The 24,712-nt window shown below is 60.7% G+C and carries 24 protein-coding genes and 3 pseudogenes; 15 read left to right on the top strand and 12 right to left on the bottom strand.

The features are described 5' to 3' along the window. Positions 1-235 precede the first annotated feature (235 nt). Together JN403_RS03510 and JN403_RS03505 are read left to right on the top strand one after the other, a co-directional pair. Positions 236-667, top strand: a complete 432-nt coding sequence (locus tag JN403_RS03510; RefSeq protein WP_122623534.1) for a secondary thiamine-phosphate synthase enzyme YjbQ — start codon at positions 236-238, stop codon at positions 665-667. A 92-nt stretch (positions 668-759) separates the two neighbouring features. Continuing rightward, the gene (locus JN403_RS03505) at positions 760-1,089 is read left to right on the top strand and encodes a hypothetical protein (protein WP_122534138.1); all 330 of its coding nucleotides are present in this window, start codon (positions 760-762) and stop codon (positions 1,087-1,089) included. A gap of 109 nt (positions 1,090-1,198) precedes the next feature. Here JN403_RS03505 and JN403_RS03500 read toward each other — a convergent pair whose 3' ends face one another. From JN403_RS03500 to JN403_RS03475, 6 genes are read right to left on the bottom strand one after another with little or no spacing between them, the layout of a single operon-like run. Further along, the gene (locus JN403_RS03500) at positions 1,199-1,894 is read right to left on the bottom strand and encodes an HAD family hydrolase (RefSeq protein WP_205485358.1); all 696 of its coding nucleotides are present in this window, start codon (positions 1,892-1,894) and stop codon (positions 1,199-1,201) included. Then, positions 1,884-2,789 carry a tyrosine recombinase XerC gene (gene xerC, locus JN403_RS03495; RefSeq protein WP_205485356.1) on the bottom strand — a complete coding sequence of 302 codons (906 nt, stop codon included), beginning with the start codon at positions 2,787-2,789 and terminating at the stop codon, positions 1,884-1,886. Before xerC ends, JN403_RS03500 begins: the two co-directional genes overlap by 11 nt. 2 nt (positions 2,790-2,791) lie before the next feature. Further along, complete coding sequence (locus JN403_RS03490) at positions 2,792-3,529, bottom strand: DUF484 family protein (protein WP_205485354.1); 738 nt, start codon at positions 3,527-3,529, stop codon at positions 2,792-2,794. A 13-nt stretch (positions 3,530-3,542) separates the two neighbouring features. Further along, positions 3,543-4,373, bottom strand: coding sequence for a diaminopimelate epimerase (gene dapF, locus JN403_RS03485; protein ID WP_205485352.1), 831 nt, complete (start codon positions 4,371-4,373; stop codon positions 3,543-3,545). A gap of 4 nt (positions 4,374-4,377) precedes the next feature. Beyond that, entirely contained in the window at positions 4,378-5,625 is a 1,248-nt protein-coding gene (lysA, locus tag JN403_RS03480; RefSeq protein WP_205485342.1) for a diaminopimelate decarboxylase, read from the bottom strand. Positions 5,626-5,634: 9 nt separating this feature from the next. Next, complete coding sequence (locus tag JN403_RS03475) at positions 5,635-5,796, bottom strand: lipoprotein (RefSeq protein WP_037016591.1); 162 nt, start codon at positions 5,794-5,796, stop codon at positions 5,635-5,637. A gap of 286 nt (positions 5,797-6,082) precedes the next feature. Between JN403_RS03475 and cyaY the strand changes: the two genes are divergently transcribed. Beyond that, positions 6,083-6,439: an iron donor protein CyaY gene (gene cyaY / locus JN403_RS03470; protein WP_122534132.1), complete on the top strand. Its 357-nt coding sequence runs from the start codon at positions 6,083-6,085 to the stop codon at positions 6,437-6,439. Further along, positions 6,436-6,669 carry a DUF1289 domain-containing protein gene (locus JN403_RS03465; protein WP_205485340.1) on the top strand — a complete coding sequence of 78 codons (234 nt, stop codon included), beginning with the start codon at positions 6,436-6,438 and terminating at the stop codon, positions 6,667-6,669. The genes cyaY and JN403_RS03465 overlap by 4 nt, the downstream gene beginning before the upstream one ends. 25 nt (positions 6,670-6,694) lie before the next feature. Here the strand turns inward: JN403_RS03465 and JN403_RS03460 are convergent. From JN403_RS03460 to argH, 4 genes and pseudogenes are all read right to left on the bottom strand, one after another. Then, positions 6,695-9,543 (bottom strand): annotated as a pseudogene (locus tag JN403_RS03460) (class I adenylate cyclase). Positions 9,544-9,741: 198 nt separating this feature from the next. After that, positions 9,742-9,993, bottom strand: a complete 252-nt coding sequence (locus tag JN403_RS03455; protein WP_122534129.1) for a TIGR02647 family protein — start codon at positions 9,991-9,993, stop codon at positions 9,742-9,744. 170 nt (positions 9,994-10,163) lie between these two features. Further along, positions 10,164-10,457: a hypothetical protein gene (locus tag JN403_RS03450; protein WP_205487221.1), complete on the bottom strand. Its 294-nt coding sequence runs from the start codon at positions 10,455-10,457 to the stop codon at positions 10,164-10,166. Positions 10,458-10,520: 63 nt separating this feature from the next. Continuing rightward, positions 10,521-11,915, bottom strand: coding sequence for an argininosuccinate lyase (gene argH, locus JN403_RS03445; protein ID WP_205485338.1), 1,395 nt, complete (start codon positions 11,913-11,915; stop codon positions 10,521-10,523). 146 nt (positions 11,916-12,061) lie between these two features. Here argH and JN403_RS03440 point away from each other — a divergent pair, with 146 nt between their 5' ends. The 8 genes and pseudogenes from JN403_RS03440 to rsd all read left to right on the top strand — a co-directional run bounded on the left by JN403_RS03440 (position 12,062) and on the right by rsd (position 19,616). Further along, positions 12,062-13,144: a sensor histidine kinase gene (locus tag JN403_RS03440; RefSeq protein WP_205485336.1), complete on the top strand. Its 1,083-nt coding sequence runs from the start codon at positions 12,062-12,064 to the stop codon at positions 13,142-13,144. Further along, positions 13,141-13,887, top strand: a complete 747-nt coding sequence (locus tag JN403_RS03435; protein ID WP_172610293.1) for a LytTR family DNA-binding domain-containing protein — start codon at positions 13,141-13,143, stop codon at positions 13,885-13,887. The genes JN403_RS03440 and JN403_RS03435 overlap by 4 nt, the downstream gene beginning before the upstream one ends. Positions 13,888-14,049: 162 nt before the next feature. Next, complete coding sequence (gene hemC / locus JN403_RS03430) at positions 14,050-14,991, top strand: hydroxymethylbilane synthase (RefSeq protein ID WP_205485334.1); 942 nt, start codon at positions 14,050-14,052, stop codon at positions 14,989-14,991. After that, positions 14,988-15,761 (top strand): uroporphyrinogen-III synthase, encoded by a 774-nt coding sequence (locus JN403_RS03425; RefSeq protein WP_205485327.1) that lies wholly within the window; start codon positions 14,988-14,990, stop codon positions 15,759-15,761. Before hemC ends, JN403_RS03425 begins: the two co-directional genes overlap by 4 nt. 49 nt (positions 15,762-15,810) lie before the next feature. Then, positions 15,811-16,953, top strand: coding sequence for a uroporphyrinogen-III C-methyltransferase (locus JN403_RS03420; RefSeq protein ID WP_205485325.1), 1,143 nt, complete (start codon positions 15,811-15,813; stop codon positions 16,951-16,953). Next, a complete protein-coding gene (locus JN403_RS03415) occupies positions 16,950-18,197 on the top strand; it encodes a heme biosynthesis protein HemY (protein WP_205485323.1) in 1,248 nt (415 codons plus the stop codon). The genes JN403_RS03420 and JN403_RS03415 overlap by 4 nt, the downstream gene beginning before the upstream one ends. Before the next feature lie 251 nt (positions 18,198-18,448). After that, complete coding sequence (locus tag JN403_RS03410; protein ID WP_205485321.1) at positions 18,449-18,976, top strand: disulfide bond formation protein B; 528 nt, start codon at positions 18,449-18,451, stop codon at positions 18,974-18,976. A 182-nt stretch (positions 18,977-19,158) separates the two neighbouring features. Beyond that, positions 19,159-19,616 (top strand): annotated as a pseudogene (rsd, locus tag JN403_RS03405) (sigma D regulator). 91 nt (positions 19,617-19,707) lie between these two features. On the opposite strand, the gene JN403_RS03400 reads toward rsd, so the two are convergent. Next, entirely contained in the window at positions 19,708-20,385 is a 678-nt protein-coding gene (locus tag JN403_RS03400; RefSeq protein WP_122623522.1) for an FKBP-type peptidyl-prolyl cis-trans isomerase, read from the bottom strand. 179 nt (positions 20,386-20,564) lie between these two features. Between JN403_RS03400 and JN403_RS03395 the strand changes: the two are divergent. Then, positions 20,565-21,491, top strand: a pseudogene (locus tag JN403_RS03395) (AlgP family protein); the annotation flags it as partial. Here JN403_RS03395 and JN403_RS03390 read toward each other — a convergent pair. Then, positions 21,491-21,958: a TIGR02444 family protein gene (locus tag JN403_RS03390; RefSeq protein WP_122534117.1), complete on the bottom strand. Its 468-nt coding sequence runs from the start codon at positions 21,956-21,958 to the stop codon at positions 21,491-21,493. The pseudogene JN403_RS03395 and the gene JN403_RS03390 overlap by 1 nt on opposite strands. Before the next feature lie 46 nt (positions 21,959-22,004). On the opposite strand from JN403_RS03390, the gene JN403_RS03385 reads away from it, so the two are divergent. Together JN403_RS03385 and JN403_RS03380 are read left to right on the top strand one after the other, a co-directional pair. After that, the gene (locus JN403_RS03385; RefSeq protein ID WP_205485316.1) at positions 22,005-23,915 is read left to right on the top strand and encodes an ATP-binding cassette domain-containing protein; all 1,911 of its coding nucleotides are present in this window, start codon (positions 22,005-22,007) and stop codon (positions 23,913-23,915) included. 139 nt (positions 23,916-24,054) lie between these two features. Next, positions 24,055-24,681 (top strand): LysE family transporter, encoded by a 627-nt coding sequence (locus JN403_RS03380; RefSeq protein ID WP_122534115.1) that lies wholly within the window; start codon positions 24,055-24,057, stop codon positions 24,679-24,681. Positions 24,682-24,712: the final 31 nt, after the last annotated feature.

Genomic DNA, 24,712 nt, shown 5'->3' with positions numbered 1-24,712 from the left:
AAATGCCCGGGTCTCCGGGCATTTTTTTGTCTGGGGTTTGTCGATAGGGATGTCCGCACAGGGGGCGGGTGTTCCAGGCAGGGACACCCGCTGCGATGTTCGGCCAAACCTGGCGATTCCGGACGCTTGAGAGGGCATAAATGCCCTTGTTCTGCGCCCATAAAAATCGTCGCTCATTACGCACTTTGTTTTTTTTCCAGCGCGTTAGAATGCGCGCCGAAGGGCGGAGAACGGTATGTGGCAACAGACCTTGATCACGCTGCGGGCAAGGCCTCGTGGTTTCCATCTGGTGACTGACGAGATCGTTGCGGGCCTTCGCGAATTACGCGAATGCCGCATTGGCCTGCTGCATGTCTGGCTGCAACACACCTCGGCCTCGTTGACCGTCAACGAGAACGCCGACCCGGCGGTACGTCGCGATTTCGAGCGGTTCTTCAACCGTCTGGTGCCTCAGGGGCGCGACGGTTACGAGCATGACGACGAAGGACCCGACGATCTGCCTGCGCACTTCAAAGCCAGTCTGCTTGGCTGCCAGCTGACATTGCCGGTTACAAATGGACGGCTGGCGTTGGGCACATGGCAAGGTATTTATCTGGGCGAGCACCGCGATGCAGGCGGAGCCCGTAGAGTCCTCGCCACGCTTCAAGGTGAGGGACACGACCGCTGAGAGTCTGCGGTAGTTGAATTTTTCCGGCTGTCCAAGAAATCAAGCCCGGCTGGGCTATAACTAATCTGCTTGCGCAAGTCATGAGGTAGAACATGAGCGACGACGACATCGAAGAAGGTCTGGAAGACGAGCTGGAAGACGAGGAGGGCGGCGAGGGGCTTGCTGCGGCTTCCGATGAAGATGTAGTGGAGGTCGACGACAGCGCTGAAGTCTCTGCGACTCCGGCCAAGGGCAAGGCCAAGGCCGCCGTCTCGGTAGACGAATTGCCGAGCGTGGAAGCCAAGAACAAAGAGCGTGATGCTCTGGCTCGCGCGATGGAAGAATTCCTCGCTCGCGGTGGCAAGGTCGTGGAAGTGGAGGCCAATGTGGTCGCCGATCCGCCCAAGAAGCCTGATAACAAGTACGGCAGCCGTCCTATCTAAGGGCCGGTTGTGCGCTTGATGAAAAACCCGCTGTCGCTGCGGGTTTTTTATTGCCTGCGATCCGGGTTGCCGACGCAAAAGCCGGCATTCATACCGGGGGAGACACGGATCAACCCCAGCGCGCCAGCACCTCGGGCAATTGCGTCAGGCTGCTGATCTCGGCATCCGGCGCTCTTTCAGCCTCCCAGACTTTGCCAGCGGGGTTGTACCAGATCGCCCGCATACCGGCCTGCTGAGCACCTGCGATGTCATCACCCGGGTGATCGCCGACATGCACGGCGTGACTGGCATCGGCATTGCCGCGTTTCAGCGCTTCAACGAAAGGTGCAGGGTCTGGTTTGCCGATGCCCAGGTCCTCGGCGCACAGAGCGAAGGCGAAATAATCGGCCAGGCCCAGGCGTCGAACGTCCGCATTGCCGTTGGTCACGACACCCAGCGTGTAAGACTTGGTCAGGATTTCCAGTGTCGGCACCACTTCCGGGAAGATGTCCAATTGGTGCCGCCCTTGAAGGAATACTTCAAAGCTCTGGTCCGCCAGCTCGTGGGCTTCGGCCTGACTGTAGCCAGCGTCCTCCAGGGCGTGAAACAGCACCGTACGGCGCAACGCACTGATCCGGTGCTTGAACGTCGGATCCTCTTCGATGAGTCGCGAGCGGATTTCCCACAGATGCTCGACCGGAACCGGCCCTAGCTTTGGCGCGTTGGCAGCCAGCCACTCACGTAGCTTGGCTTCGGCACTGACAATTGCCGGTGCGGTTTCCCACAGCGTGTCGTCCAGATCGAAGGTGATCAGCTTAATGCTCATTGTCGGCGTTACCTTTGCGCTTGGCCCGTGGATGGGCGCTGTCGTACACCGTGGCCAGATGCTGGAAATCCAGGTGGGTGTAGATCTGAGTGGTGGCGATGTCGGCGTGACCCAGCAGCTCCTGCACGGCGCGCAGGTCCTGGGACGACTCCAGCAAGTGACTGGCGAATGAATGGCGAAGCATATGCGGGTGCAGATTCTGGCCCAACTCGCGTTCGCCAGCGGCCTTGACCCGCAGCTGGATTGATCGCGGCCCGAGGCGCCGGCCCTGCTGGCTGACGAACACAGCATCGTCCTGTGGATTGGCCAGCGCCCGCTGCTTGAGCCATTCCTCCAGCGCTTCCCGGGCCTTTTTGCCGACCGGTAAAACGCGAGTTTTGCTGCCTTTGCCGAGGACCTGCACGAGACCGTCCGCCAGATCCAGGTCTGCACAGTTCAGTCCGGTCAACTCGGACAGGCGCAGGCCTGACGAATAGAAAAGCTCGAGGATGGCCTGATCGCGCCGGGCCAGGAAATCGTCTTCGACGCCGCCTTCAAGCAGTTGCAGGGCTCGGTCGGCATCAAGCGTTTTCGGCAGGCGACGCTCGCCCTTGGGCGGTGACAGGCCATTGGCCGGATCGTGATCGCAGAGGCCTTCGCGGTTGAGGTAGTGATAGAAGCCGCGAACGGCTGACAGCAGTCGGGCCAGGCTGCGCGAGGATTGACCCTGCTGGTGAAGGCGAGCGACAAGGCTGCGCATGGCCTGAATATCCAGCGCTTTCCAGCTGTCGATGTGCTGCTTTTCGCAGAACGCTAAGACCTTGTTCAGGTCGCGGCGATAGGCTTCAAGCGTATGGCTCGACACTTGGCGCTCACTGCGCAGGTGCGTGCAGTAAGCGTCCAGTTGCCCTTTCATGACTAGCGAACCGAACGCAGCGAGTTGGTGAAGCGGGGCAGCAGGCGGCTGAGCACGTCGGCGATGTAACTGAGAAACAGCGTGCCGACCGAGCTTTTGTAATGCTGCGGATCACGGCTCCCGATGGCCAGAACGCCATGCAACCCTTGATGGGTGAGGGACGCCAGGGCGGTTGAGCCCACTTCCTTGCTTTGCTCGCTGCCGAACAGGAACTCGAGTTCATGCTCGCGCAGCGCGCCACACAGGGTCTTGCCGCCCGACATCAGCCCACCGATGGCTTTCTGCGCGTCGGCGGCGCTGACCCAGCGGCCAACGGTCATCGGGTGGTCGCTGAACAGGATAAGGCTGACGAAGGGCACCTGAAACTCTTGGCGCAGGCTGTCTTCCACGCAGATGACGATTTCTTCCAGACTGGTTGCGTCCATCAGATCGAGAATCAGCCGGCGGGTTTTTTCAAACAGCCGGTCGTTGTCCCGGGCCACGTCCATCAGTTGCGAAAGCCGGTGACGCATCTCGATATTGCGCTCGCGCAGCAGTTTAAGCTGGCGTTCGACCAGCGAGACGGTGTCGCCCCGTTGGTGCGGGACGCGCATCATCGCCAACAGCTCGTCGTGTTCGGCGAAGAAATCAGGGTGTTGTTGCAGCCAGGCCGCGACTGCCTCGGCTTCAAGGGCAGGCACTGCGGTCTCGGCAGGGGGCTGGCCGGGCGTGTCGTTTGAAGTCTGAGGCTGATCGGTCATTGGATACTCTCGCTTATAGACGTACTTGGCCTTCGTAAACACGGACCGCCGGGCCAGTCATCACCACTGAATGGCCAGGACCGGCCCACTCGATGGACAGGCGTCCGCCTGGCAGGTCGATCAGCATCGGCGAATCCATCCAGCCTTGGGTAATGGCCGCGACCGCTGCCGCGCAGGCTCCGGTGCCGCAGGCCTGAGTTTCCCCGGCGCCGCGTTCCCACACCCGCAATTGCGCGCGCTGACGGTCGACGACGTGGAGAAAGCCCACGTTCACCCGAGCCGGAAAGCGCGGATGGTGTTCGATTTTCGCGCCCAGCACATGCACAGGTGCGTTGTTGATGTCGTAGACGCGCAGCACGGCATGGGGGTTGCCCATGGACACGGCCGCGAGCTCGACGGTTTCGCCATCGACATCAAGGGAATAGCAGGTGGCCTGCTCCGGCGCATCGAACGGGATGTCCGCCGGCACCAGGCGCGGCGCGCCCATATCCACGCTGATCTGGCCGTCGTTGCGGATGTCCAGCTCGATGATGCCGCCTTTGGTCTCGACGCGAATCTGCTTCTTGGCCGTCAGCCGCTTGTCCAGCACGAAACGGGCGAAGCAGCGCGCGCCATTGCCGCATTGCTCGACCTCGGAACCGTCGGAATTGAAAATCCGGTAACGGAAGTCCACGTCCGGATTGTTCGGCGCTTCGACCAGCAGCAACTGATCGAAGCCGATGCCGGTGTGGCGATCGCCCCATTGCTTGGCATGCTTGGGCGTAATGTGCGCGTGCTGGCTCACAAGGTCCAACACCATGAAATCATTGCCCAGGCCATGCATCTTGGTAAAACGCAGCAGCATGGGATTACTCCGGCAGCAGGCTTTCGCCGGCAAACAGCTCAGTCACGGTTTCACGGCGACGCACTTCGAAGGCTTGCTCGCCATCCACAAGCACCTCGGCCGTACGTCCGCGGGTGTTGTAGTTGGAGCTCATCACGAAACCATAGGCGCCGGCGGAATGCACGGCCAGCAAATCGCCTTCAGCCAGCGCGAGTTCGCGCTCTTTGGCCAGGAAATCCCCGGTTTCGCAGATCGGGCCGACGATGTCGTAGGTGCGCTTGGCGCCGTCACGGGGCTTGACCGCAGTTACGTCCATCCACGCCTGGTACAGCGCCGGACGAATCAGGTCGTTCATGGCGGCATCGACGATAGCGAAGTCCTTGTGCTCGGTGTGCTTGAGGTACTCGACGCGGGTCAGCAGCACGCCGGCATTGGCGACGATGAAGCGGCCGGGCTCGAACATCAGCGCCAGATCGCGGCCATCAAGACGGTCACGGACGGCTTTAATGTACTCGCCCGCGAGTGGTGGCTCTTCGTCGCGATAACGCACGCCCAGACCGCCGCCCAGATCGATATGCTTCAGCAGAATGCCGCAATCGCCTAGCCGGTCGACCAGATCGAGCAAGCGATCTAGGGCATCCACGAAAGGCGAGAGCGTGGTCAGTTGGGAGCCGATGTGGCAGTCGACGCCAATAACGTCAAGATTCGGTAGCTGCGCGGCGCGGATGTAAACGTCTTCGGCGTCCGCAATGGCGATGCCGAATTTGTTTTCCTTGAGGCCGGTGGAGATGTAGGGGTGGGTGCCGGCGTCGACGTCCGGGTTGACGCGCAACGAAACCGGGGCGCGCACGCCCATTTCGGCGGCGACGACTTGCAGGCGTTCGAGTTCGTCGGTGGACTCGACATTAAAGCAATGCACGCCGACTTCGAGGGCTCGGCGCATGTCATCACGGGTCTTGCCGACGCCGGAAAAGACAATCTTGTCAGCCTGACCGCCTGCCGCCAGTACGCGCTCCAGTTCGCCACGGGAAACGATGTCGAAACCGGCGCCCAGGCGCGCCAGGACATTGAGAACGCCCAGGTTGGAGTTGGCTTTGACCGCATAACAGACCAAGTGCGGCATGCCGCTCAGGGCGTCGGCGTAGGCGCGATACTGCGCCTCGATGTGCGCGCGGGAATAGACGTATGTCGGCGTGCCGAAGCGTTCGGCGATGGCAGACAACGCCACTCCTTCCGCGAACAGCTCACCGTCGCGGTAGTTGAAGGCGTCCATGACTGATTCCTAGTAGGTCGAAGTCTGATGCTTGTGCGAGTGCGACTTGGTCTGGCTGGAGCCGTCGGACGAGTCGTCGTCGGGCAGATACAGTGGACCTTTCTGACCGCAGGCAGAGACCAGACACGCAACTGCAAGCAGCGCGGCCAGGGAGGAAATCAGGCGCTTCATGGCGAAATCCTTTGTATAAGCATTAATTGCGCCCGAGTATACCGGCCACCCGACAGATTGCCTATGCGCTGGAGTTCCCGTCCGGCGGGGGTTTGACGCCGTCACGCAATTAGACTGAGCAGCACGCGCGGATTTCTGACGCAGTCTGTGATGCATTGACGTTCGGTACCTTCCCGACAAAAGCCGGTCCCGCCATTGCAGTTGGGCGGGTAGGCTTTGCATTTGCCGGGGAGCGACCGTATCGTGCGTCGCTGCGCCATCCGCCGACACTTTTGAGGTTCATGCAATGAGTTTGACTGAAGCCCGTTTTCACGATCTGGTCGATGCCACCCAGGAAAAGCTCCAGGACATCTTCGACGAGAGCGGTCTGGATCTGGACCTTGAGAGTTCGGCCGGTGTGCTGACCGTGAAATTCGAAAACGGCTCGCAGTTCATTTTCAGCCGTCAGGAGCCGTTGCGTCAGCTGTGGCTGGCGGCTGCGTCGGGTGGTTTTCACTTTGACTACGACGAAGAAGCGAAGCATTGGATCTGCGACAAGAGCGAAGAGCTGTTGAGCGAGATGCTCTATCGTCTGGCGAAGCAGCAGGCCGGCGAAGAGATCGACTTCGATGCCCTCGACGGCAGCGATGGCAACCGCCAGTGACCGTTAACGCAACGCCGGCCAAACCGCCAAAGCCGCTGTTCAGCAACGTCAGCCCGGCTGTTCCGTCGCCCTGCATCAGCATCTGCCGGCTCGATGAGGACAAAGTCTGCACGGGGTGCCAGCGCCACGTCGAAGACATCCGCGAGTGGCGGGCGGCGACCGATGAGCGTCGGCGTGAGATCGTGCGGCAGGCGGATCAGCGTCGCAGTGTAAATTCCGTCGCACGCTGAATCGTCTGTAGCGAGCCGGTCGTCATCAAACCTCATCCATCGCGGCATTCAGTGACTGTTCCAGCTCGGCCTTGTAGCGCAGGAACAGGATGGTCTGACCGCGCGCATCCCCGAGAATCCCGGACAGGTCCAGGTCGGTGATGTAACAGCGGTAACGTTGCGGCTCACGGCGCTGGTCGAGAATTCTCCGCGCCACGACGTTGAACAGCTGATCGCCGAATTCGAGGTCGGAGAACTCCATCCCGTCGCAATACAGCGTCACGCTGACCTGGCCTGGACTCGCCTCCTCGATAATCGCCTGCACATCGAAGAATGGTTTTTCGATGAGCATTGCCGGGGGCGAGCGCTGCTCGACGCGGCGGGCTCGCCCTGATCCATCGGGGGTTATGCGGTAATACAAAGCCTCCAGCGAGGTTGATTCCAGCGGGTTATCCATCGGCAACAACGCTACGCGTCGGTACATCAGCGACTCAAAGAAGCGCTGCAGCGGCACCAGCAGGCTGGATTCAGTGTGATACGGCACCTGCTGATGCCATAACGCATTGCGCTCATCGAGCACGTACAGGTCGGCATTGGGTTCGTTGATCCGGTAAAAAACCTGAATGCACTCGGGCTGCCCGTACGGGATGAACAGCGACAAGTCCGAGTCGTCCAGTGCTTGCGGGTCCAGATGAAGCGGGCTGTAGGCAGAAAGCTCTTCACCCAGATAATCAAACAGTGCCGGCATATGTTCGAGCGTGACGTGGCTGACCTGGCCGGGGATCATTTCCAGAACGTGGTAACGCTGCTCGACCTGAATGAGATAGCGATGATTCAGGCGCCGGTCCAGCAGCAGTTGCGCGGTGCCGATGAGCTCTTCCACGCGCTGGGCGATAGCCTGCGCACGGTTGTGGCAAAAACAGCGCACGCGGATGACAGGCCTTGCGGACTTTTCCGGCAGGCTGTTGAGCAATTCTGTCAGGCAGTCCAGCAGTGCATGGGGGCCGTCGAAGCGATTGACCAGCACCTCGTTCCAGCTGTTGAGGGTGATCTGGTCGAAGGTCAGCACCAGATTTTCGCGGACGCCAGCGTAGCTCAGCGAGTCTGTTCGCTCGGTGGTCATCAGGATGTTCAGGTCTTTGTGGTGCCTGAGCGGGTCGATGCCGACGTTGACCAACAGCAGGATCTCGCGGGGCACGCTCGGGCTCAGCAGTACGTCTTCATCGATCATGCCCAGCGGCAGGGCAATGCTCTGCTGCAACGCGCTTTGCAGATTAAAAAGCTCGAATTCTGTGAGATCGCTGATGCCAGGGTGCAGCGCCAGGCGCGTGCTGCTGTCGATGACGTTGTTGCGATGGCACCACGTAAGCAGCTCCAGCAACTCGCGGCTGCGCTTGATCGGCGCAAACGTCTCCAGCTCGTGGGCACTCAGGTTGCCGTTATAGAGACACCATTGATACCTGCCGGGCTCGCGCTTGTTCGGCAGTTGCGCCAGCGTCAGCGTATCTTCTGCCAGATCCGGCGCGATGCCCGGATTGAGAAATTCCACTTTGCCGGCTTTGCGTTCGAAGGCCGCATACAGCCGGCGCCCGAGCACATTGAGGTCGCGCTTGCTGATCGAATTGACTGCCTTTTGCGCCCGCGCGAACTGGGTCAGGAAGCGGTAACTGAGGTTGAGCTCGCCGACCAGTGCGCGACGCTCGCTGGCGACCTGGCGCACTTTCCATTGGCTGCGGCTGTCGAGCAGCGCCAGCTGACGATCGTCCCAGTTCCACTCATTGACCAGCCGTTCCAGCAGAAGACGCTGCCAACCGTTGCTGCGATGGCGAGTGGCACCCGTGAGTTTCTTGTTCACTTTCAGGTACAAACTGCGACGTGCCAGCTCCAGCCGCTCGGGCTCGCCCCGTGCCAGCAGGTACTCCTCAATGCGCCGGTACACCATCACGTACGGGTCCAGTTCGTCGAGGTCTACTCGCTTGGCGAACACGGCGTTCTTAAAGCGCATGCTCAGGCACTGCACCTGCGGGTGTTCGCTGGCGTAGGCCTCGGTGAGCAGCAGTTTGAGCACCGACTTGTAGGGCGATTCGATGCCTTTGAACAACTGCCAGAGCCCGGCGCCGATAAATTCGCCCGGTGGGATGTGCGACATGTTGCCGAGGTCCAGCACCTCATCGGCACGAATAAAGCGCTTCGACAGCAGGGTGTGCGTGTATTCGGCGTAGCGCGTTTCCTCATAGACCGGCACCAGCCACCACATCGGGGTGCGCCCGGCGAGCCAGATAGCAGTGCGATAAAACTCGTCGAGTAACAGATAGTGCTGCGTCGTCCCGCAGTCCTCCCCACTCAGCTGCGCGTCGCGCTCGCCGACGACAAAACGCTCCGGATCGACGAGAAAGAAATGCGCCTCGGCTCCCATGCTCGCCGCCCAGCTTTCCAGGGACTGGCACTTCCTGCGCAACTCCTGGATTTCGTCGGCCGACAGCAGCGGGTCGTGGCAGATCCACACGTCCATGTCGCTCTGGTCAGCCTGGGCAAGGGTCCCAAGGCTGCCCATCAGAAAGATGCCGTGAATCGGCTGGGGGGATTCACCCGGCGTGGTTTGTAGGAGAACGACCGCGTCAGGCGCTGCGCTTCGGCAAGGGCCTGGGCGTCAGGCTCGTAATGGGAAACGCCAGCGGGGGTGGAGCCCGACACATAGCCTGGCAACAGAGGATGATTAACGTGGAAAAACAACGGCAGCAGCGATAGCACGCTTTGCTGGCGAGGCGATAAGCCTTCGTATGCGCGCGCCAGTCGACTCTCACTCAGGGCCAGGAAGCGGCTGCGTAACTGAGCGAGGACCTTGCGATCAATGCCCTCATCCAGATCCGGGCGAATTTCGGAACTACGCGTCATCGCGACTCGAAGCCGGCGGGCGGCACTGCATGAAGTAAAGGTGTAGCGATAATCAAGACAGCGTGGCGTCAGGCCGATACGGCACAATCGCGGGTCTTATTTATGGCGCCATTATTTTATCGGCGCAGCATCGTCGAAATGGAGGATTCGCGAAACCTTTATTTGATGCGTACAGGCAAAGGTTTCGCGAGGGTCGAGTCAGGCAGCTTCCTGGCTGGTGGCAAGAATGATCAGCAGCGATTGAGCGTGGTCGGCGGCATCCAGCCCCAGGCTGGTCAAATAGCCTCCGTCGTGTTGTGTGGTGAGGCCTTTGTCGAAGAGTCGTTGGGCGGCAGCGATGGCTGCGGGAGCTGCGGAATGGTGGTGGACCTTCAGTCCCTCTTTGGTGTTGCTCAGATTGAACAGCGACAGGATTTCCAGCTCGGCAACCAATTCAGGGGTAAACGACATAGGTGCTCCAGACTTTTTCCAGTGGATACACCGCGATCAGAATCGCAGGCGTGACGGCCCCGTCGCCATGCGGCAGCGAGGCTGTTGGAGTGTAGTCAGGTCTGGGGATTTTGCAGGAAGTATCTGGCCGGTCGTCAGGTCGGGTGAGCGACCGGCATATCTGGCAGGTGTTACTCGTTTTCCGCCAGTCGCACGCCCGGCGGCATGTCAGGCAGTGCACGCAGGGCGGCTTCGTACCAGGCAGTATTGAACGGGCGATCTTCAGCCAGGATCCCGTCGATCTCCAATGCCAGAATGTGGGCCATCATCTGCAGAATCTCTTCGCGCTCGATGCCCACAAGGGTCAGCTTGTTGTAGGTGGCTTTGGCCGCTGGCGGGTTGTCGCTCTCGATCTGATTTTCGATGGCTTCAATCAGCGTCGCTTCCGCAAACTCTTCTTCGTCGTTTTCGATGTTGTCGCTCATGTCGTTCTCGATGTCCTGCCAATTGAATGGCATCGCCCGCATCGGGCGACGCCGTTTATGCGCTTAGCGGGTGGCGAGCAAATGCTGGCCACGCACAACCGCGGCCTTGACCTGCTCCGGCGCCGTGCCGCCGATGTGGTTACGAGCGTTGACCGAGCCCTCGAGCGTCAGCACCGCAAAGACGTCCTGGTCGATCTGGTCGCTGAACTGACGGAGCTCGTCCAGCGTCATCTCGGCCAGATCCTTGCCGGTCTCCACGCCATGCTTCACCGCGTGACCCACGATCTCGTGGCAATCACGGAATGGTAAGCCACGGCGAACCAGATAGTCGGCCAGGTCGGTTGCCGTGGAGAAGCCACGCAGCGCGGCCTCGCGCATCATGGCGTGCTTGGGTTTGATCGCCGGGATCATGTCGGCGAAGGCACGCAGCGAGTCGCGAAGGGTGTCGGCAGCGTCAAACAGCGGCTCCTTGTCTTCCTGATTGTCCTTGTTGTAGGCCAGCGGTTGGCCCTTCATCAAGGTCAGCAGGCCCATCAGAGCGCCGAATACGCGGCCGCTTTTGCCACGGACCAGTTCAGGAACATCAGGGTTTTTCTTTTGCGGCATGATCGAGCTGCCGGTGCAGAAGCGATCAGGCAGGTCGATGAACTGAAATTGCGCGCTGGTCCACAGCACCAGCTCTTCGGAGAAACGCGACAGGTGCATCATCGCGATGCTCGCGGCAGAGCAGAACTCGATGGCGAAGTCGCGATCGGAGACGCTGTCCAGCGAGTTGCCGCCGATGGCCTCGAAGCCCAGGAGTTGGCAGGTCAGTTCGCGGTCAATCGGGTACGTGGTGCCGGCCAGCGCGGCGCTGCCCAAGGGCATGCGATTGGTGCGCTTGCGGCAATCGACCAGACGCTCGTAATCACGGCTGAGCATTTCGAACCACGCGAGCATGTGGTGGCCGAAGGTCACGGGTTGCGCGGTCTGCAGGTGAGTGAAGCCCGGCATGATGGTGCGGGCTTCGCGTTCGGCGAGCCCCAGCAGGCCTTCTTGCAGGCGAGTGATTTCAGCCAGAATCAGGTCGATTTCGTCACGCAGCCACAGGCGGATGTCGGTGGCGACCTGGTCGTTGCGGCTGCGCCCGGTGTGCAGCTTTTTACCGGTGACGCCGATTCGATCAGTCAGGCGCGCTTCGATGTTCATGTGCACGTCTTCGAGGTCCACGCGCCAGTCAAACGTGCCGGCTTCGATCTCGCCCTGAATGCTCTTCAGCCCGTCGATGATCGTGTCGCGCTCGGCGTCGGTCAGCACGCCGACTTTGGCCAGCATCGTGGCGTGGGCGACGGAGCCCATGATGTCGTGGCGATAAAGGCGCTGATCGAAGGTGACGGAGGCGGTGAAGCGTGCGACGAAGGCGTCGACGGGTTCACTGAAGCGGCCGCCCCAGGACTGGTTGGTCTTGTCGGTGCTCATGATTCGCTCGCTGCTTTGCTGGTGGCTGAAACTGATGAAAAACCGGCGCCGGCCGATTCTAAAGACGCGGGCGATGATAACAGCATTGCCGCTTATTTATCCCCGGCGGCTTGCCTGCGACGGTATGAGCGAAGAGACTGGCGGCCATGCAAAACGAGCGCAAACAACCGGGGCAGAGCAGTGCGCCCGGCAAAGAGTTCTTCCTCCCGGAACTGTGCCTGCCACAGGCGTTGCTGATGCTGGTGGTGCTGGCGGAGTTGCTGGTCTTCGTGCTCGTGCTCATCGAGCCCATGCGGCCGGAGTTCGACTGGGTGCGTCTGGCGCTGATTTCTCTCTTCGTGCAGTGGATCGTGCTGCTGTCCGCCGCGCTGCTGTGTGGCTTGCGTCCCTGGCTGGCGCGGATGCGTGCTGGCGTGGCCGGCTGCATCGGTTGTCTGCTGGTGGTCGCGGTGACGCTGATGTGCACCGCCGTGACTGACTATTACCCAGTGAGTCCCCCGACCTCGTTCAATGGGGTCGTCGAGCGGTACCTGCGTTACGCCTTGATCGCCTTGATCATGTCCGCACTGATGCTGCGGTACTTTTACCTGCAGAGTCAGTGGCGAAAACAGCAGCAGGCCGAACTTCAGGCCAGGATCGAGTCCCTGCAGGCGCGTATTCGCCCGCATTTTCTGTTCAATACACTCAATAGCATCGCCAGCCTGGTCACCAGTGATCCGGTCAAGGCGGAGCAGGCGGTGCTTGATCTGTCTGACCTGTTTCGGGCCAGTCTGGGCAAGCCCGGCAGCCTGACGACATGGCGTGAAGAGCTTGATTTGGCGAAACGCTATTTATCGATTGAGCAATATCGACTTGGCGAGCGTCTACAGTTGGACTGGGCCATAAGTGCAATTCCCGACGACTTGCCAATTCCCCAGCTAACCTTGCAGCCATTATTGGAAAACGCGCTGATTTACGGCATCGCGCCCCGCATTGAAGGCGGCGTGGTCAGAGTTGAGGCGGACTACGAACGGGGAGTATTCATATTGCGCGTCAGTAATCCTTACGATGAGGCCGCCCTGGGGCAAAACCCGAGCGGCACTCAGCAGGCCTTGGCAAACATCGGCGCTCGACTCACGGCACTTTTCGGCCCTCTCGCCAGTCTGAGCGTGGAGCGCCGAGACGGTCGTCACTTCACCTGTCTACGCTATCCTTGTGCGAGACTCACGCAGGAAGCCAGAGCAATATGAATGTCCTGATCGTTGATGACGAACCCCTAGCCCGAGAGCGCCTGAGCCGTATGGTAAGCGAGCTCGAGGGTTACAAGGTTCTGGAACCCAGCGCCACAAATGGCGAAGAAGCATTGCAGCTGATTGAAAATTTGAAACCCGACGTGGTGTTGCTGGATATCCGCATGCCTGGCCTGGATGGACTTCAGGTCGCGGCAAAATTGTGCGAGCGCGACGCCCCTCCCGCCGTCGTGTTTTGCACGGCCCACGATGAATTTGCGCTAGAAGCCTTCCGGGTCAGCGCCGTGGGTTTCCTGGTCAAGCCGGTTCGTCCAGAGCACTTGATCGATGCGTTGCGCAAGGCCGAGCGGCCAAATCGCGTGCAGCTGGCAGCGATGACCCGGCCTGCTGCGGAAAGCGGCGCCGGCCCGCGCAGTCACATCAGCGCGCGTACCCGAAAGGGCATTGAGCTGATCCCGCTCGCTGAGGTGATCTATTTCATCGCTGATCATAAATACGTGACCCTGCGCCACGAAGGCGGCGAAGTGCTGCTGGATGAGCCGCTTAAAGCCTTGGAAGATGAGTTCGGCGATCGCTTCGTGCGTATTCACCGCAACGCGCTGGTTGCCCGTGAGCGCATCGAACGCCTGCAGCGCACGCCGCTGGGCCATTTCCAGTTGTTCCTCAAGGGGCTCAACGGTGATGCGTTGATCGTCAGCCGCCGGCACGTTGCCGGTGTGCGCAAGATGATGCAGCAGTTGTAAGCAAGTGCCGCGAAGGCGATGCCGTGCGATGCGGGCGACATGCCGTCGCATGGCGTGGGCAGGTTGATTGAGATCATGATGCGCAACGATTGAATACAGTCATTCGGTCCGATCCGGCCGAGCTGTTATTATTCGCCGCATTCACTCAGTACGGACCGGTTCATGTCTTCTCGCGAAATCCGCATCGCCACCCGCAAAAGCGCCCTGGCCCTCTGGCAAGCCGAGTACGTCAAGGCGCGTCTGGAGCAGGCGCATCCCGGCCTGGTCGTGACGCTGGTGCCGATGGTCAGTCGCGGCGACAAGCTGCTGGACTCGCCGCTCTCGAAAATCGGTGGCAAGGGTCTGTTCGTCAAGGAGCTGGAAACAGCACTGATGGAGCACACAGCCGACATCGCCGTCCACTCGATGAAAGACGTCCCGATGGACTTCCCTCAGGGGCTCGGCCTCTTCTGTATCTGCGAACGCGAAGACCCGCGCGACGCCTTCGTCTCCAACACTTACACCAGTCTCGATGAGCTGCCCGCCGGAGCCGTGGTCGGAACGTCGAGCCTGCGTCGACAGGCTCAGTTGCTGGCGCGTCGGCCTGACCTGCAAATCCGGTTTCTGCGTGGCAACGTCAACACGCGACTCGCCAAACTGGACGCGGGTGAGTACGACGCGATCATCCTTGCCGCGGCCGGCCTGATCCGTCTGGGTTTCGAAGACCGCATCACCGCCCCCATCAGCATCGACCACAGCCTGCCGGCTGGCGGGCAGGGCGCAGTGGGCATTGAATGCCGCAGCGTCGACATCGAACTTCATGCCTTGCTGGCCCCGCTGCACCATGACGACACTGCCGTGCGGGTCACCGCCGAGCGCGCGCTGAACAAGCACCTCAACGGTGGTTGCCAGGTGCCGATCGCCTGCTACGCCGTGCTGGAAGGCGAGCAACTGTGGCTGCGCGGTCTGGTGGGAGATCCCTCCGGCACCGTGCTGCTGCACGCAGAAGCGCGCGCGCCACAAGTGGACGCCCAGGCGCTGGGCGTGCAGGTGGCCGAAGCGCTGCTGGCTCAAGGTGCAGCGAAGATTCTCAAAGCGGTATACGGCGAGGCTGACGGCGAGTGAAAGCCTGGCGCCTGCTGCTCACGCGTCCGACTGAAGAATCGCAGGCGCTTGCGCAGATCTTGGCTGAGGTTGGCGTGCACAGCGCCAGCCTGCCGCTGCTGCAGATCGAGCCTTTGCCGGTGTCAGAAGCCAATCGCTCGATCATCTACGACCTCGCCGCGTACTGCGCGGTTATCGTCGTCAGCAAGCCGGCCGCGCGCCTGGGGCTGGCGATGCTCGATGAAGTCTGGCCACAGCCGCCAATGCAGAAGTGGTTCACCGTGGGCGCCGCTACCGCGCAAATTCTTGATGATTACGGATTGCATGTGTTCTTCCCCGAGCATGGCGACGACAGCGAAGCGCTTCTCGACCTGCCGCAGTTTCAACAGGCCGTCTCGGGTTACGACCCCAAAGTGCTGATCATGCGTGGCGAAGACGGTCGCGAGCTGCTGGCCGAACGGTTGCGTGATCGTGGTGTGGTGGTCGATTACCTGCCGCTGTATCGTCGCAACCTGCCGCAATACCCGGCTTTCACACTGCCTCATACCGTAAAGGCGGAACGCTTGAATGGGCTGGTGGTCAGCAGTGGACAGGGTTTCGAGCATCTGCGTGAGTTGGCGGGCGACGCCTGGCCTACGCTTGCGCAGATGCCTTTGTTTGTACCAAGCCCCCGGGTCGCCGAAATGGCGCGTGCTGCCGGGGTCCTTACCGTAGTGGATTGCCGTGGCGCCAGCGCCCCGGCCTTGTTGGCAGCATTGCGTGAACACCCCGCGCCTGCCTTACAGGCGTAAGGGTCGATCAGTCGGATTACGCGACGCCCAAAATGCAAAGGATGGATACGTGAGCGAAACAGTCTTGCCAAAAGATGACGTTGAACCGGTACTGGCCAAACCTGAGCCGCTGCCGGATCCAGCGTACAAAGAACCGTCGAGTCGCCGTAGCAGCAACGGGCTCGCCATACTGGCGCTGTTGCTGGGCGCTGCGGGCGTTGCCGTTGGCGGCTGGAGTGTTTGGCAACTGCGCGCCATGCAGGCCGGTCACCAGGAGCAGTCAGGTCAACTGCAGGACATCGGTTCGCAGACCCAGGCGCTCAAGCAGAGCGAGCAGCAAATCGCCGCACGTCTGGCGCAATTGCCACCGGCCCAGGAGCTGGAGGATCGCCGTCGCCTCGTTACGCAGTTGCAGGGTGATCAGCAGCGACTGAGCCAGCGTGTGGAGACTGTCCTCGGCGCCAGCCGCAAGGATTGGCGTCTGGCCGAGGCGGAGCATCTGCTACGGCTGGCGAGCCTGAGACTGTCTGCACTGCAAGACATCAACAGCGCTGCAGCGCTGGTTCAGGGCGCCGACGAGATTCTGCGCGAGCAGGACGATCCGGGTGCGTTCGCGGCTCGCGAGCAATTGGCCAAAAGCCTGACCGCGCTGCGCAGCGTCGACCAACCGGATCGCACCGGACTGTTTCTGCAATTGGCGGCCGTGCGGGATCAAGTCGCGCAGTTGAATGAGCTGGCGCCGGAATACAAGGACAAGGGCGATTCGCTGTTCGGTTTGACCGATGGCAGTGAGGACAGCTATTGGGCCAAGTGGTGGGACAAGATTTCCCAGTTCGTGCGCATCGACTTTAACGCAGACAAGAATATTCGTCCGTTGCTGGCAGGCCAGAGCCTGACCCAGGTTCGTCTAGCGTTGAGCCTGGCAATCGAGCAGGCGCAATGGGCTGCGCTCAACGGCCAGGCCCCGGTCTACGAGAAGGCCATGGCTGAAGCGCGCAGCGTCCTGGACGACAATTTCAATCGCGACAACCAGCAAAGCAAAGCGCTTGGCCAGCGTCTGGACGAGCTCAGCAAACAGCCGGTCTCCGTCGCGACCCCTGACCTGACACAAAGTCTGGCGGCGGTTCAGGCCTACCTCGAACAGCGTCACACGCCTGTTGGCGGTGCGCTGGAGAAACGCACTGACGAGGCGCAGCCTGGGAAACAGCCATGAAGCGCGCTTACGTCATCCTCTTCGTGCTGGTCGTTGCTGCGGCGCTGATAGGCGTCGCGATCTCCCGTCATGCGGGCTACGTGCTGATTTCCTACGACACCTTCCGCTACGAATCGAGCATCTGGGCAGCGCTTGCGCTGCTGGTCGCCGTCCTCTTTATGCTGTGGCTGGTGCGCGTGCTGATCGCGTTGCTGACGACCTCTGGCGGAGTGGTCAATCCTTGGTCACGGCGCAATCGAAGCCGTCGTGTGCAGAACGCGATCGAACAAGGGCAGATGGATCTCGCAGAAGGACGTTGGGCCAGTGCGCAACGCAACTTGCATCGCGCCGCTGAAGCGGAGCGTCAGCCGCTGCTGTACTACCTCGGTGCTGCCCGGGCAGCGAACGAGCAGGGCCGTTATGAAGAAAGCGATAACCTGCTCGAGCGCGCGCTTGAGCGTCAGCCACAGGCCGAACTGGCCATCGCGCTGAGTCACGCGCAGCTGCAGGTGGACCGTGGCGACCTCGATGGAGCACTGGTTACCCTGCAGGCCATGCAAGAACGCCATCCGCATAACCCGCAGGTCTTGCGTCAATTGCAACGCCTGTATCGCGAACGTGGTGAGTGGGCGGAGTTGGTTCGTCTGATGCCGGAGTTGCGAAAAGACAAGGTGCTTCCGGCGCAAGAGCTGGCTGAACTGGAGAGACGTGCCTGGGGCGAAAATCTCTCACTGGCGGCCCATCGTGAATCCGGCAGCGATACCGTAGCCACGGGCCTGCCGTCGCTGGAAAGCGCTTGGCAACAACTGACTTCGGCTCAGCGCCAGGAGCCCGCGCTGGTATTGGCGTACGCCGAACAACTGCGTCGGCTGGGCGCCGATGTGCAGGCCGAGGAAGTCCTGCGCACGGCCATGAAGCGCGACTACAACACCCACCTTGCGCGGTTGTACGGACTGGTGCGCGGCGCCGATCCTGCCAAACAACTGCAGACTGCCGAAGGCTGGCTGAAAAGTCATACCGATGACCCAGGCTTGCTGTTGACCTTGGGTCGTCTATGCCTGCAAAGCAGCTTTTGGGGTAAAGCGCGTGATTACCTCGAGTCGAGCTTGAGGTTGCAGCGCAACCCGGAAGCGTGTGCCGAACTGGCTCGTCTGCTTGCGCAGCTGGGCGAGACTGATCGCAGCAATCAGCTGTTTCAGGAAGGTCTGGGTTTGCTGGATGAGCGTTTGCTCGCCCGTCCGTTGCCAGCACTGACGCGCGCTTAGACTGGGGTAAGACGTCAACTCTAAGAGGCCCGCTTGCGGGCCTCTTCAGTGTCTGAGTCTTTTATTTGTGTAGGGCATTTCCGTGCTTCGTGTGGCTTGTTGAGAGGATCTTTGGGCTACCGGTATAACGTCTTAAACACGGCGTCGGGATTTACCTACATCAACAAAGAAATATCCTCCGTTGAGCGCCTTGAAAGCGACTCGCGCTTTCCTCTACCGTAGCCGCCTTCGTCTTTTGTTACGGATTTTCCATGCAGCTGGCTCGTACGCGCTCCTTGTTCTCTCTGGCGTTTCTGGCCTGCGCATCGATTGTGGGAGCGACGGTTTATCTCGGCCCTGTAGTTGATGCAGCGCCATGTCCGATGTGCCTGCTTCAGCGTGTGCTCATGGCGGTATCTGCGGGTGTGTGTTTGCTCGCCGCGCTGCACGCGCCGGGCAAATCTGGCTGGCGTATCTACGCGGGCTTTCTTTTACTGTTTTCCGCTTTGGGAGCGAGCGTCGCGGCACGTCAGGTCTGGTTGCAGGCTTCGCCGCCCGAGAACATGGCAGCATGTATTGAAAACCTGCACTACCTCATGGAAACGCAAAGCTACGTGAAGGTCATGGCGATGGTGCTGGCGGGAAACGCAGGGTGCTCCGAGATCAACTGGTCGCTGTTTGGCATCAGCTTGCCGGAGTGGAGCCTGTTGGCGTTTTCAGGTTTAAGCCTGTTCGCGCTGTACTACCTTTTTATCGAGTTTCGCCGCTTCAGATCAATGGATGTGGGGACGGCCGATTAAACACTTGTATGAACTTTATGTCCTGCGTACCTTGATGGGCTAGTCATGCGGGCATAATCTGGGCCGCACGCATCATCGGATCAATGCTGCTGTTTGCGCATTTCCCGGCCGGCCCCGACACGTCTCGGACCGAACCGCAAAGCGCTTGGAGCAGCATGCCCCTGAAGGGAAGAGAGAACATCATGCTGGAAAGTTGTCAGAACGCTCAGGAACGCTGGGGTGGGGTTCACAAGCTGATTGACCGCTGGTTGCTGGAGCGCAACGAGTTGATCACGGCTTATTACGCCTTGAGTGCAGATCCGGAAGCGTTTGCCGAAAAAGCACGCCCTTGCAGGAATTCTGCGGCTCGTTGGTCGATTACGTGTCGGCGGGTCATTTCGAAATTTACGAGCAGCTCACCAACGAGGCCAAGGCGTTCAAGAATCAGCGCGGCCTTGAGCTGGCTGACACGATCTATCCTCGGATCGACGTCATCACCGAAAAGCTGCTGGCATTCAACGATCTCTGTGATGAAGGCAAGTGCGTCGTCGAGAAGTTCAAGGAATTGGGCGGCTTGCTGCACGAGCGCTTTGAACTGGAAGACTGCCTGATCGAAGTGCTGCACAACGCGCACAAGGAACAGGTCGGGGAAGAGGTCTGAGAAGACCATTGATATAAGAAAGGGTGCCTTGGGCACCCTTTTTTATGATCTGTTTTTGGTCTGCCCGGTGGAGTCTCGGTCATCGTTGGCGTTACTGCGACACCCCGAGCAACTCGATTTCGAACACCAGCGGGGTGTACGGATCGATCAGATCACCCGCGCCCTCTGCGCCATACGCTTGAGCCGAAGGGATGACCAACCGCCATTTGGCACCCACCGGCATGTCGGCGAGGGCGGTGGTCCAGCCGGCAATGACGCTGTCCAGGCGGAACCATTGTGGCTGCTGGCTCTGATCGAAGATCGTGCCATCAGGCAGACGGCCCACGTACTTCACCTGCACACGGCCATTGATGTCGGGTTTGGCGCCGTTGCCCGGCGTCAGTTCGGTCATCAGGATGCCATCCGCGAGTTGGCGAACGCCAGGTTTGGCCTTTTCGACGTCCATGAATTTGCGTTCGTCCTTCAGCGCCGCTTCGGTTTGCGGTTCAGTCTGGCCAGAGCTTTCAGCCTGGGCGAGGGCGGCGTCGTGGTCGCTGAGAATCTGCTCCATGCGTTCCTGTTTGATCGCCAGCGGCTTGCCTTGATACGCCGACTGCAGACCTTCAAGCAGTGCGGGCAGCTGCAGGTCAGGTGCTTCCTGGCGCAGACGCTCCCCCAGACTTGCGCCAAGGCTGTATGAAAGGTCGTGAGTGTTGTCGGACGCCGGAGCATCAGTCGCGTGAGCAAAGGGTACCAAGAGGAACAACGACATAAACAGGTAGCGCGACATGAATGCTCTCCGGCCTGGGAAGTGAGCGATTATGCCAGCGCTGAAGCCCGAGCGTGACGGGTATTGCCGCGTTTTTCGGCGTCTTGCAACAGAGCGGGGATAGTAGTGTCAAGATGCCCTAGCGGCGGTGCGGGCGGAGGTCTAGTATGGCCGCACTCAAATCAGCCAGGAGGTAAGTCATGTCGGCCACCAAGAAGCCAGTAAACACTCCGTTGCATTTGCTTCAACAGCTTTCGAGCAGCCTGCTCGAGCATCTCGAAGAGGCCTGCTCTCAAGCATTGGCTGACGCTGAAAAACTGCTCGCCAAACTCGAAAAACAACGTGGCAAGGCGCAGGAAAAACTGCACAAGTCGCGCACCAAATTGCAGGACGCTGCCGCCGCCGGTAAAGCCAAGGCCCAAGGCAAGGCCAAAGACAGCGTGGCCGAGCTCGAGTCGCTGCTCGACGCTCTGAAAGATCGTCAGACTGAAACCCGCAGCTACATCCTCAACCTCAAGCGTGATGCTCAGGAAAGCCTGAAGCTGGCCCAAGGCATTGGCCGCGTGAAGGAAGCCGTTGGCAAAGCGCTGAACGATCGCGCTGCAAAACCCCCGGTTCAAGCAGCTGCCAAGCCTGTCGCTGTAAAATCGCCTGCGAAATCACCTGCAAAGCCTGCGGTTAAAGCCGCCCCGGCAAAGCCTGCTGCCAGAACTGCGGTCAAAGCCGTCGCTGAGAAAACCGTTGCCAAAGTGACTGCGAAAACCGTGGCCGCCAAGCCAGCTGCGAGCAAGCCGGCGGCGAAAACGGCTGTTGCCGCGAAATCGGCGGCCAAGCCTGTAGCCAAGAGCACCGCTGCCAAACCGGTTGCCGTGAAAGCCGCTGCCAAACCTGCTCCAGCTAAAGAGCCTGCGGCAAAACCAGGCGCCACTGCCGCCGCCAAGCCGGCCGCGAGCAAGGTAGCAGCCAAGCCAGCCGCCAAGCCAGCTGCATCAAAACCTGCTGCCGCCAAGCCAGTCGCAGCCAAGCCTGCGGCAAAGCCAGCCGCCACGTCTGTCGCTCCGGCAGCCTCCGCTGCGCCAGCCGCTCCGGCCGCGCCAGCTGCTGATTCGACCTCGAACAGCGCGTCCTAAGCGATATCGGTCCCGGCGCGAAGCAGAATCTGCAACGCGTCGGGACTGGCTTGAGCAGCACCTCCCGCCAGCGCTTCCAGCCACACGCCCGTAGGTTGAGCATCTCGCTCAGGCCAGTCTTTGGTCAGCCGTTGCAAACGCACCAGCAGCTCACGCTCGGCATCGAGCTCCAGGGTTTTCAGTCTGTCGCGTAACGCCTTCAGTTCTTCGTCTTCAATCGCGTCGGCCTTCCAGCGTGTCCGAACATCCCTCAATGGCCCCACCACCTGCTCGTGCCACGGATCGGCCAATTGTCCGATTTGTCGTGCCCGCTCCGGGTCGAACTGCACACCACGCCGGTCCATCCAGACCCCGCACAGCAGCGCGCAGACATTGGCGCCATTGGCTTGCAGGTTCAGGCACGCCTGCTCGACGCCTGGGCGCGCATAAAAATCGAGGGTGAAACTCCATAGGTCCGAAAGCATCGTCATCTACCTGTTTTGGGCGAAGCTGGTAGACTCCGCCGCCATTATGATCAGACTTCAAAGCCTTACCTTACAGCGTGGTCCGCAACGTCTGCTAGAAGACGCCGAGCTGACCCTGCACGCCGGCCAGAAAGCCGGCCTGATCGGCGCCAATGGCGCCGGTAAATCCAGCCTGTTCGCGCTGCTTCGGGGTGAGCTGACCCCCGACAACGGCGACTGCCTGCTGCCTGCCGATTGGCGCATCGCCCACATGCGTCAGGAGGTCGATACCCTCGATCGTGTGGCGGTGGATTATGTGCTCGACGGCGACCTGCGTCTGCGTCAGGTGCAGCATGACCTCGCGGCTGCCGAGGCCGCTCAGGACGGCGCCGCGCAAGCACGTCTGCATTCGGAGCTCGACAGTGCCGATGGCTACACGGCCGACGCGCGGGCGCGCAAGTTGCTGGCAGGTTTGGGCTTTACCAACGAGCAGATGGAGCGCCAGGTCAGCGATTTTTCCGGTGGCTGGCGGATGCGTCTCAACCTGGCGCAGGCGTTGATGTGTCCTTCGGACCTGTTGCTGCTCGATGAACCGACCAACCACTTGGACCTCGATGCCATTCTCTGGCTCGAAGACTGGCTCAAGAGTTACCAAGGCACGCTGCTGCTGATTTCCCACGACCGCGATTTTCTGGATGCGGTGGTCGATCACGTTGCCCACGTCGAGCAGAAAAAGATCACGCTTTATCGCGGCGGTTACAGCGCTTTCGAACGCGCTCGTGCCGAACGCCTGGCCCAGCAACAGCAGGCCTACGACAAACAACAGGCCCAGCGCGCGCACATGGAGAAATTCATCACGCGCTTCAAGGCCCAGGCCACCAAGGCCAAACAGGCCCAGAGCCGGATCAAGGCGCTTGAGCGAATGGAAGAGCTGTCGGCGGCCCACGTCGATTCTCCATTCGACTTCACCTTCCGTGAATCGACCAAGATCTCCAGCCCGCTGATGGATTTATCTGACGCACGACTGGGTTATGGCGACAAAGCCATTTTGCAAAAGGTGAAGCTGCAACTGACGCCGGGTGCACGCATCGGCTTGCTGGGCCCGAACGGTGCCGGTAAGTCCACGCTGATCAAAAACCTCGCGGGCGAACTCGAACCGCTGAGCGGGCGTATGGTGCGCGGCGAAAACACGGTGGTCGGTTACTTCGCGCAGCATCAGCTCGATTCCCTGGACGCCAAGGCCAGTCCGCTGCTGCACCTTCAGCGTATCGCGCCCACCGAGCGCGAACAGGCCTTGCGGGATTTCCTCGGCGGTTTCGATTTCCGCGGTGCGCGCCTCGACGAGCCGGTGCTGAATTTCTCCGGTGGCGAGAAAGCGCGGCTGGCGCTGGCCCTGATTGCATGGGACAAACCCAACCTGCTGCTGCTCGACGAACCGACCAACCACCTGGATCTGGAAATGCGCCTGGCCCTGACCATGGCGCTTCAGGAGTTCAGTGGCGCGGTGCTGGTGGTCTCACACGATCGGCATTTGCTCAAGAGCACGACTGACAACTTTCTTCTCGTCGCCGATGGCCTGGTTCAGGAGTTCGATGGCGATCTGGATGACTATGCGCGATGGCTGGTGGACTACCGCCTGCGCAATGCGCCGGCCAGTAATACACCGGTCAATGTCGACAAGACCGACAAGAAGGCCCAGCGTCAGCAGGCTGCCGCACTGCGCCAGCAACTCGCGCCACACAAACGCGAAGCCGACAAGCTTGAAAAAGAGCTTGGTACGCTGCACGAGAAGCTGGCGAAGATAGAAGTGGCCTTGGGCGACAGCGGTATCTACGAAGCGGCCAACAAAGACAAATTGCGCGACCTGCTGGCCGATCAGGCGAAGCTCAAATCCCGTGAGGCCGAACTCGAAAAAGCCTGGATGGAGGCGCTGGAGTTACTGGAGTCGATGCAAGCCGAGCTGGAAGCGTTGTCCTGACAGCGTCGCCTGCGTTAGCCGTCTACCGCAGGCGACCGTTACAGCTGTCTGGCAAGTCGCCGCAACAGTCAGAAATAACTGGCCTTCAAGGGCCCGGAAACACTAGGTTAAGCGTAGATTTCGTTGCCTGAGGTGTGTGATGTCGCTCGAAACATGGTTGGGGTTCTTCGCCGCTTGCTGGGTTATCAGCCTGTCTCCGGGCGCGGGCGCTATTGCCTCGATGTCCAGCGGTCTGCAATACGGGTTCTGGCGTGGCTACTGGAACGCGCTGGGCCTGCAGATCGCCCTTGTCGTGCAGATCGCTGTGGTCGCCGTAGGGCTTGGCGCGGTTTTGGCCACTTCGGCGCTGGCGTTCACCCTGATTAAATGGTTCGGCGTTGCCTACCTGGTCTATCTGGGCATCAAACAGTGGCGTGCGCTGCCTAGCGATCTGGCGGATGAGTCAGCTGTCCGCCCGGTGGGCAAGCCGCTTGTGCTCATGGCCCGCGGCTTTCTGGTGAACATCAGTAACCCCAAGGCGCTGGTGTTCATCCTGGCGATCCTGCCGCAGTTCATCGACACGCATCTGCCGCTGCTGCCGCAATACCTGATCATCGCCTCGACCATGGTCTGCGTGGATCTGATCGTCATGGCGGGCTACACCGGGCTTGCTTCGAAAGTGCTCCGCGCCCTCAAAACCCCCAAACAGCAGCGTCGAATGAACCGCACCTTCGCCGGATTGTTCGTCAGCGCCGCGGCCTTCCTCGCCACCTTGCATAGGGCTTGAGTCGGCGAAAGCCGGTTCCACTGGATGCACA

Origin of the sequence: Pseudomonas sp. 15A4 (assembly GCF_016925575.1) — a bacterium.
Lineage (GTDB): Bacteria > Pseudomonadota > Gammaproteobacteria > Pseudomonadales > Pseudomonadaceae > Aquipseudomonas.
Note: the sequence above shows the minus strand (reverse complement) of the source record. Positions and strands in the feature narration are given on the sequence as shown.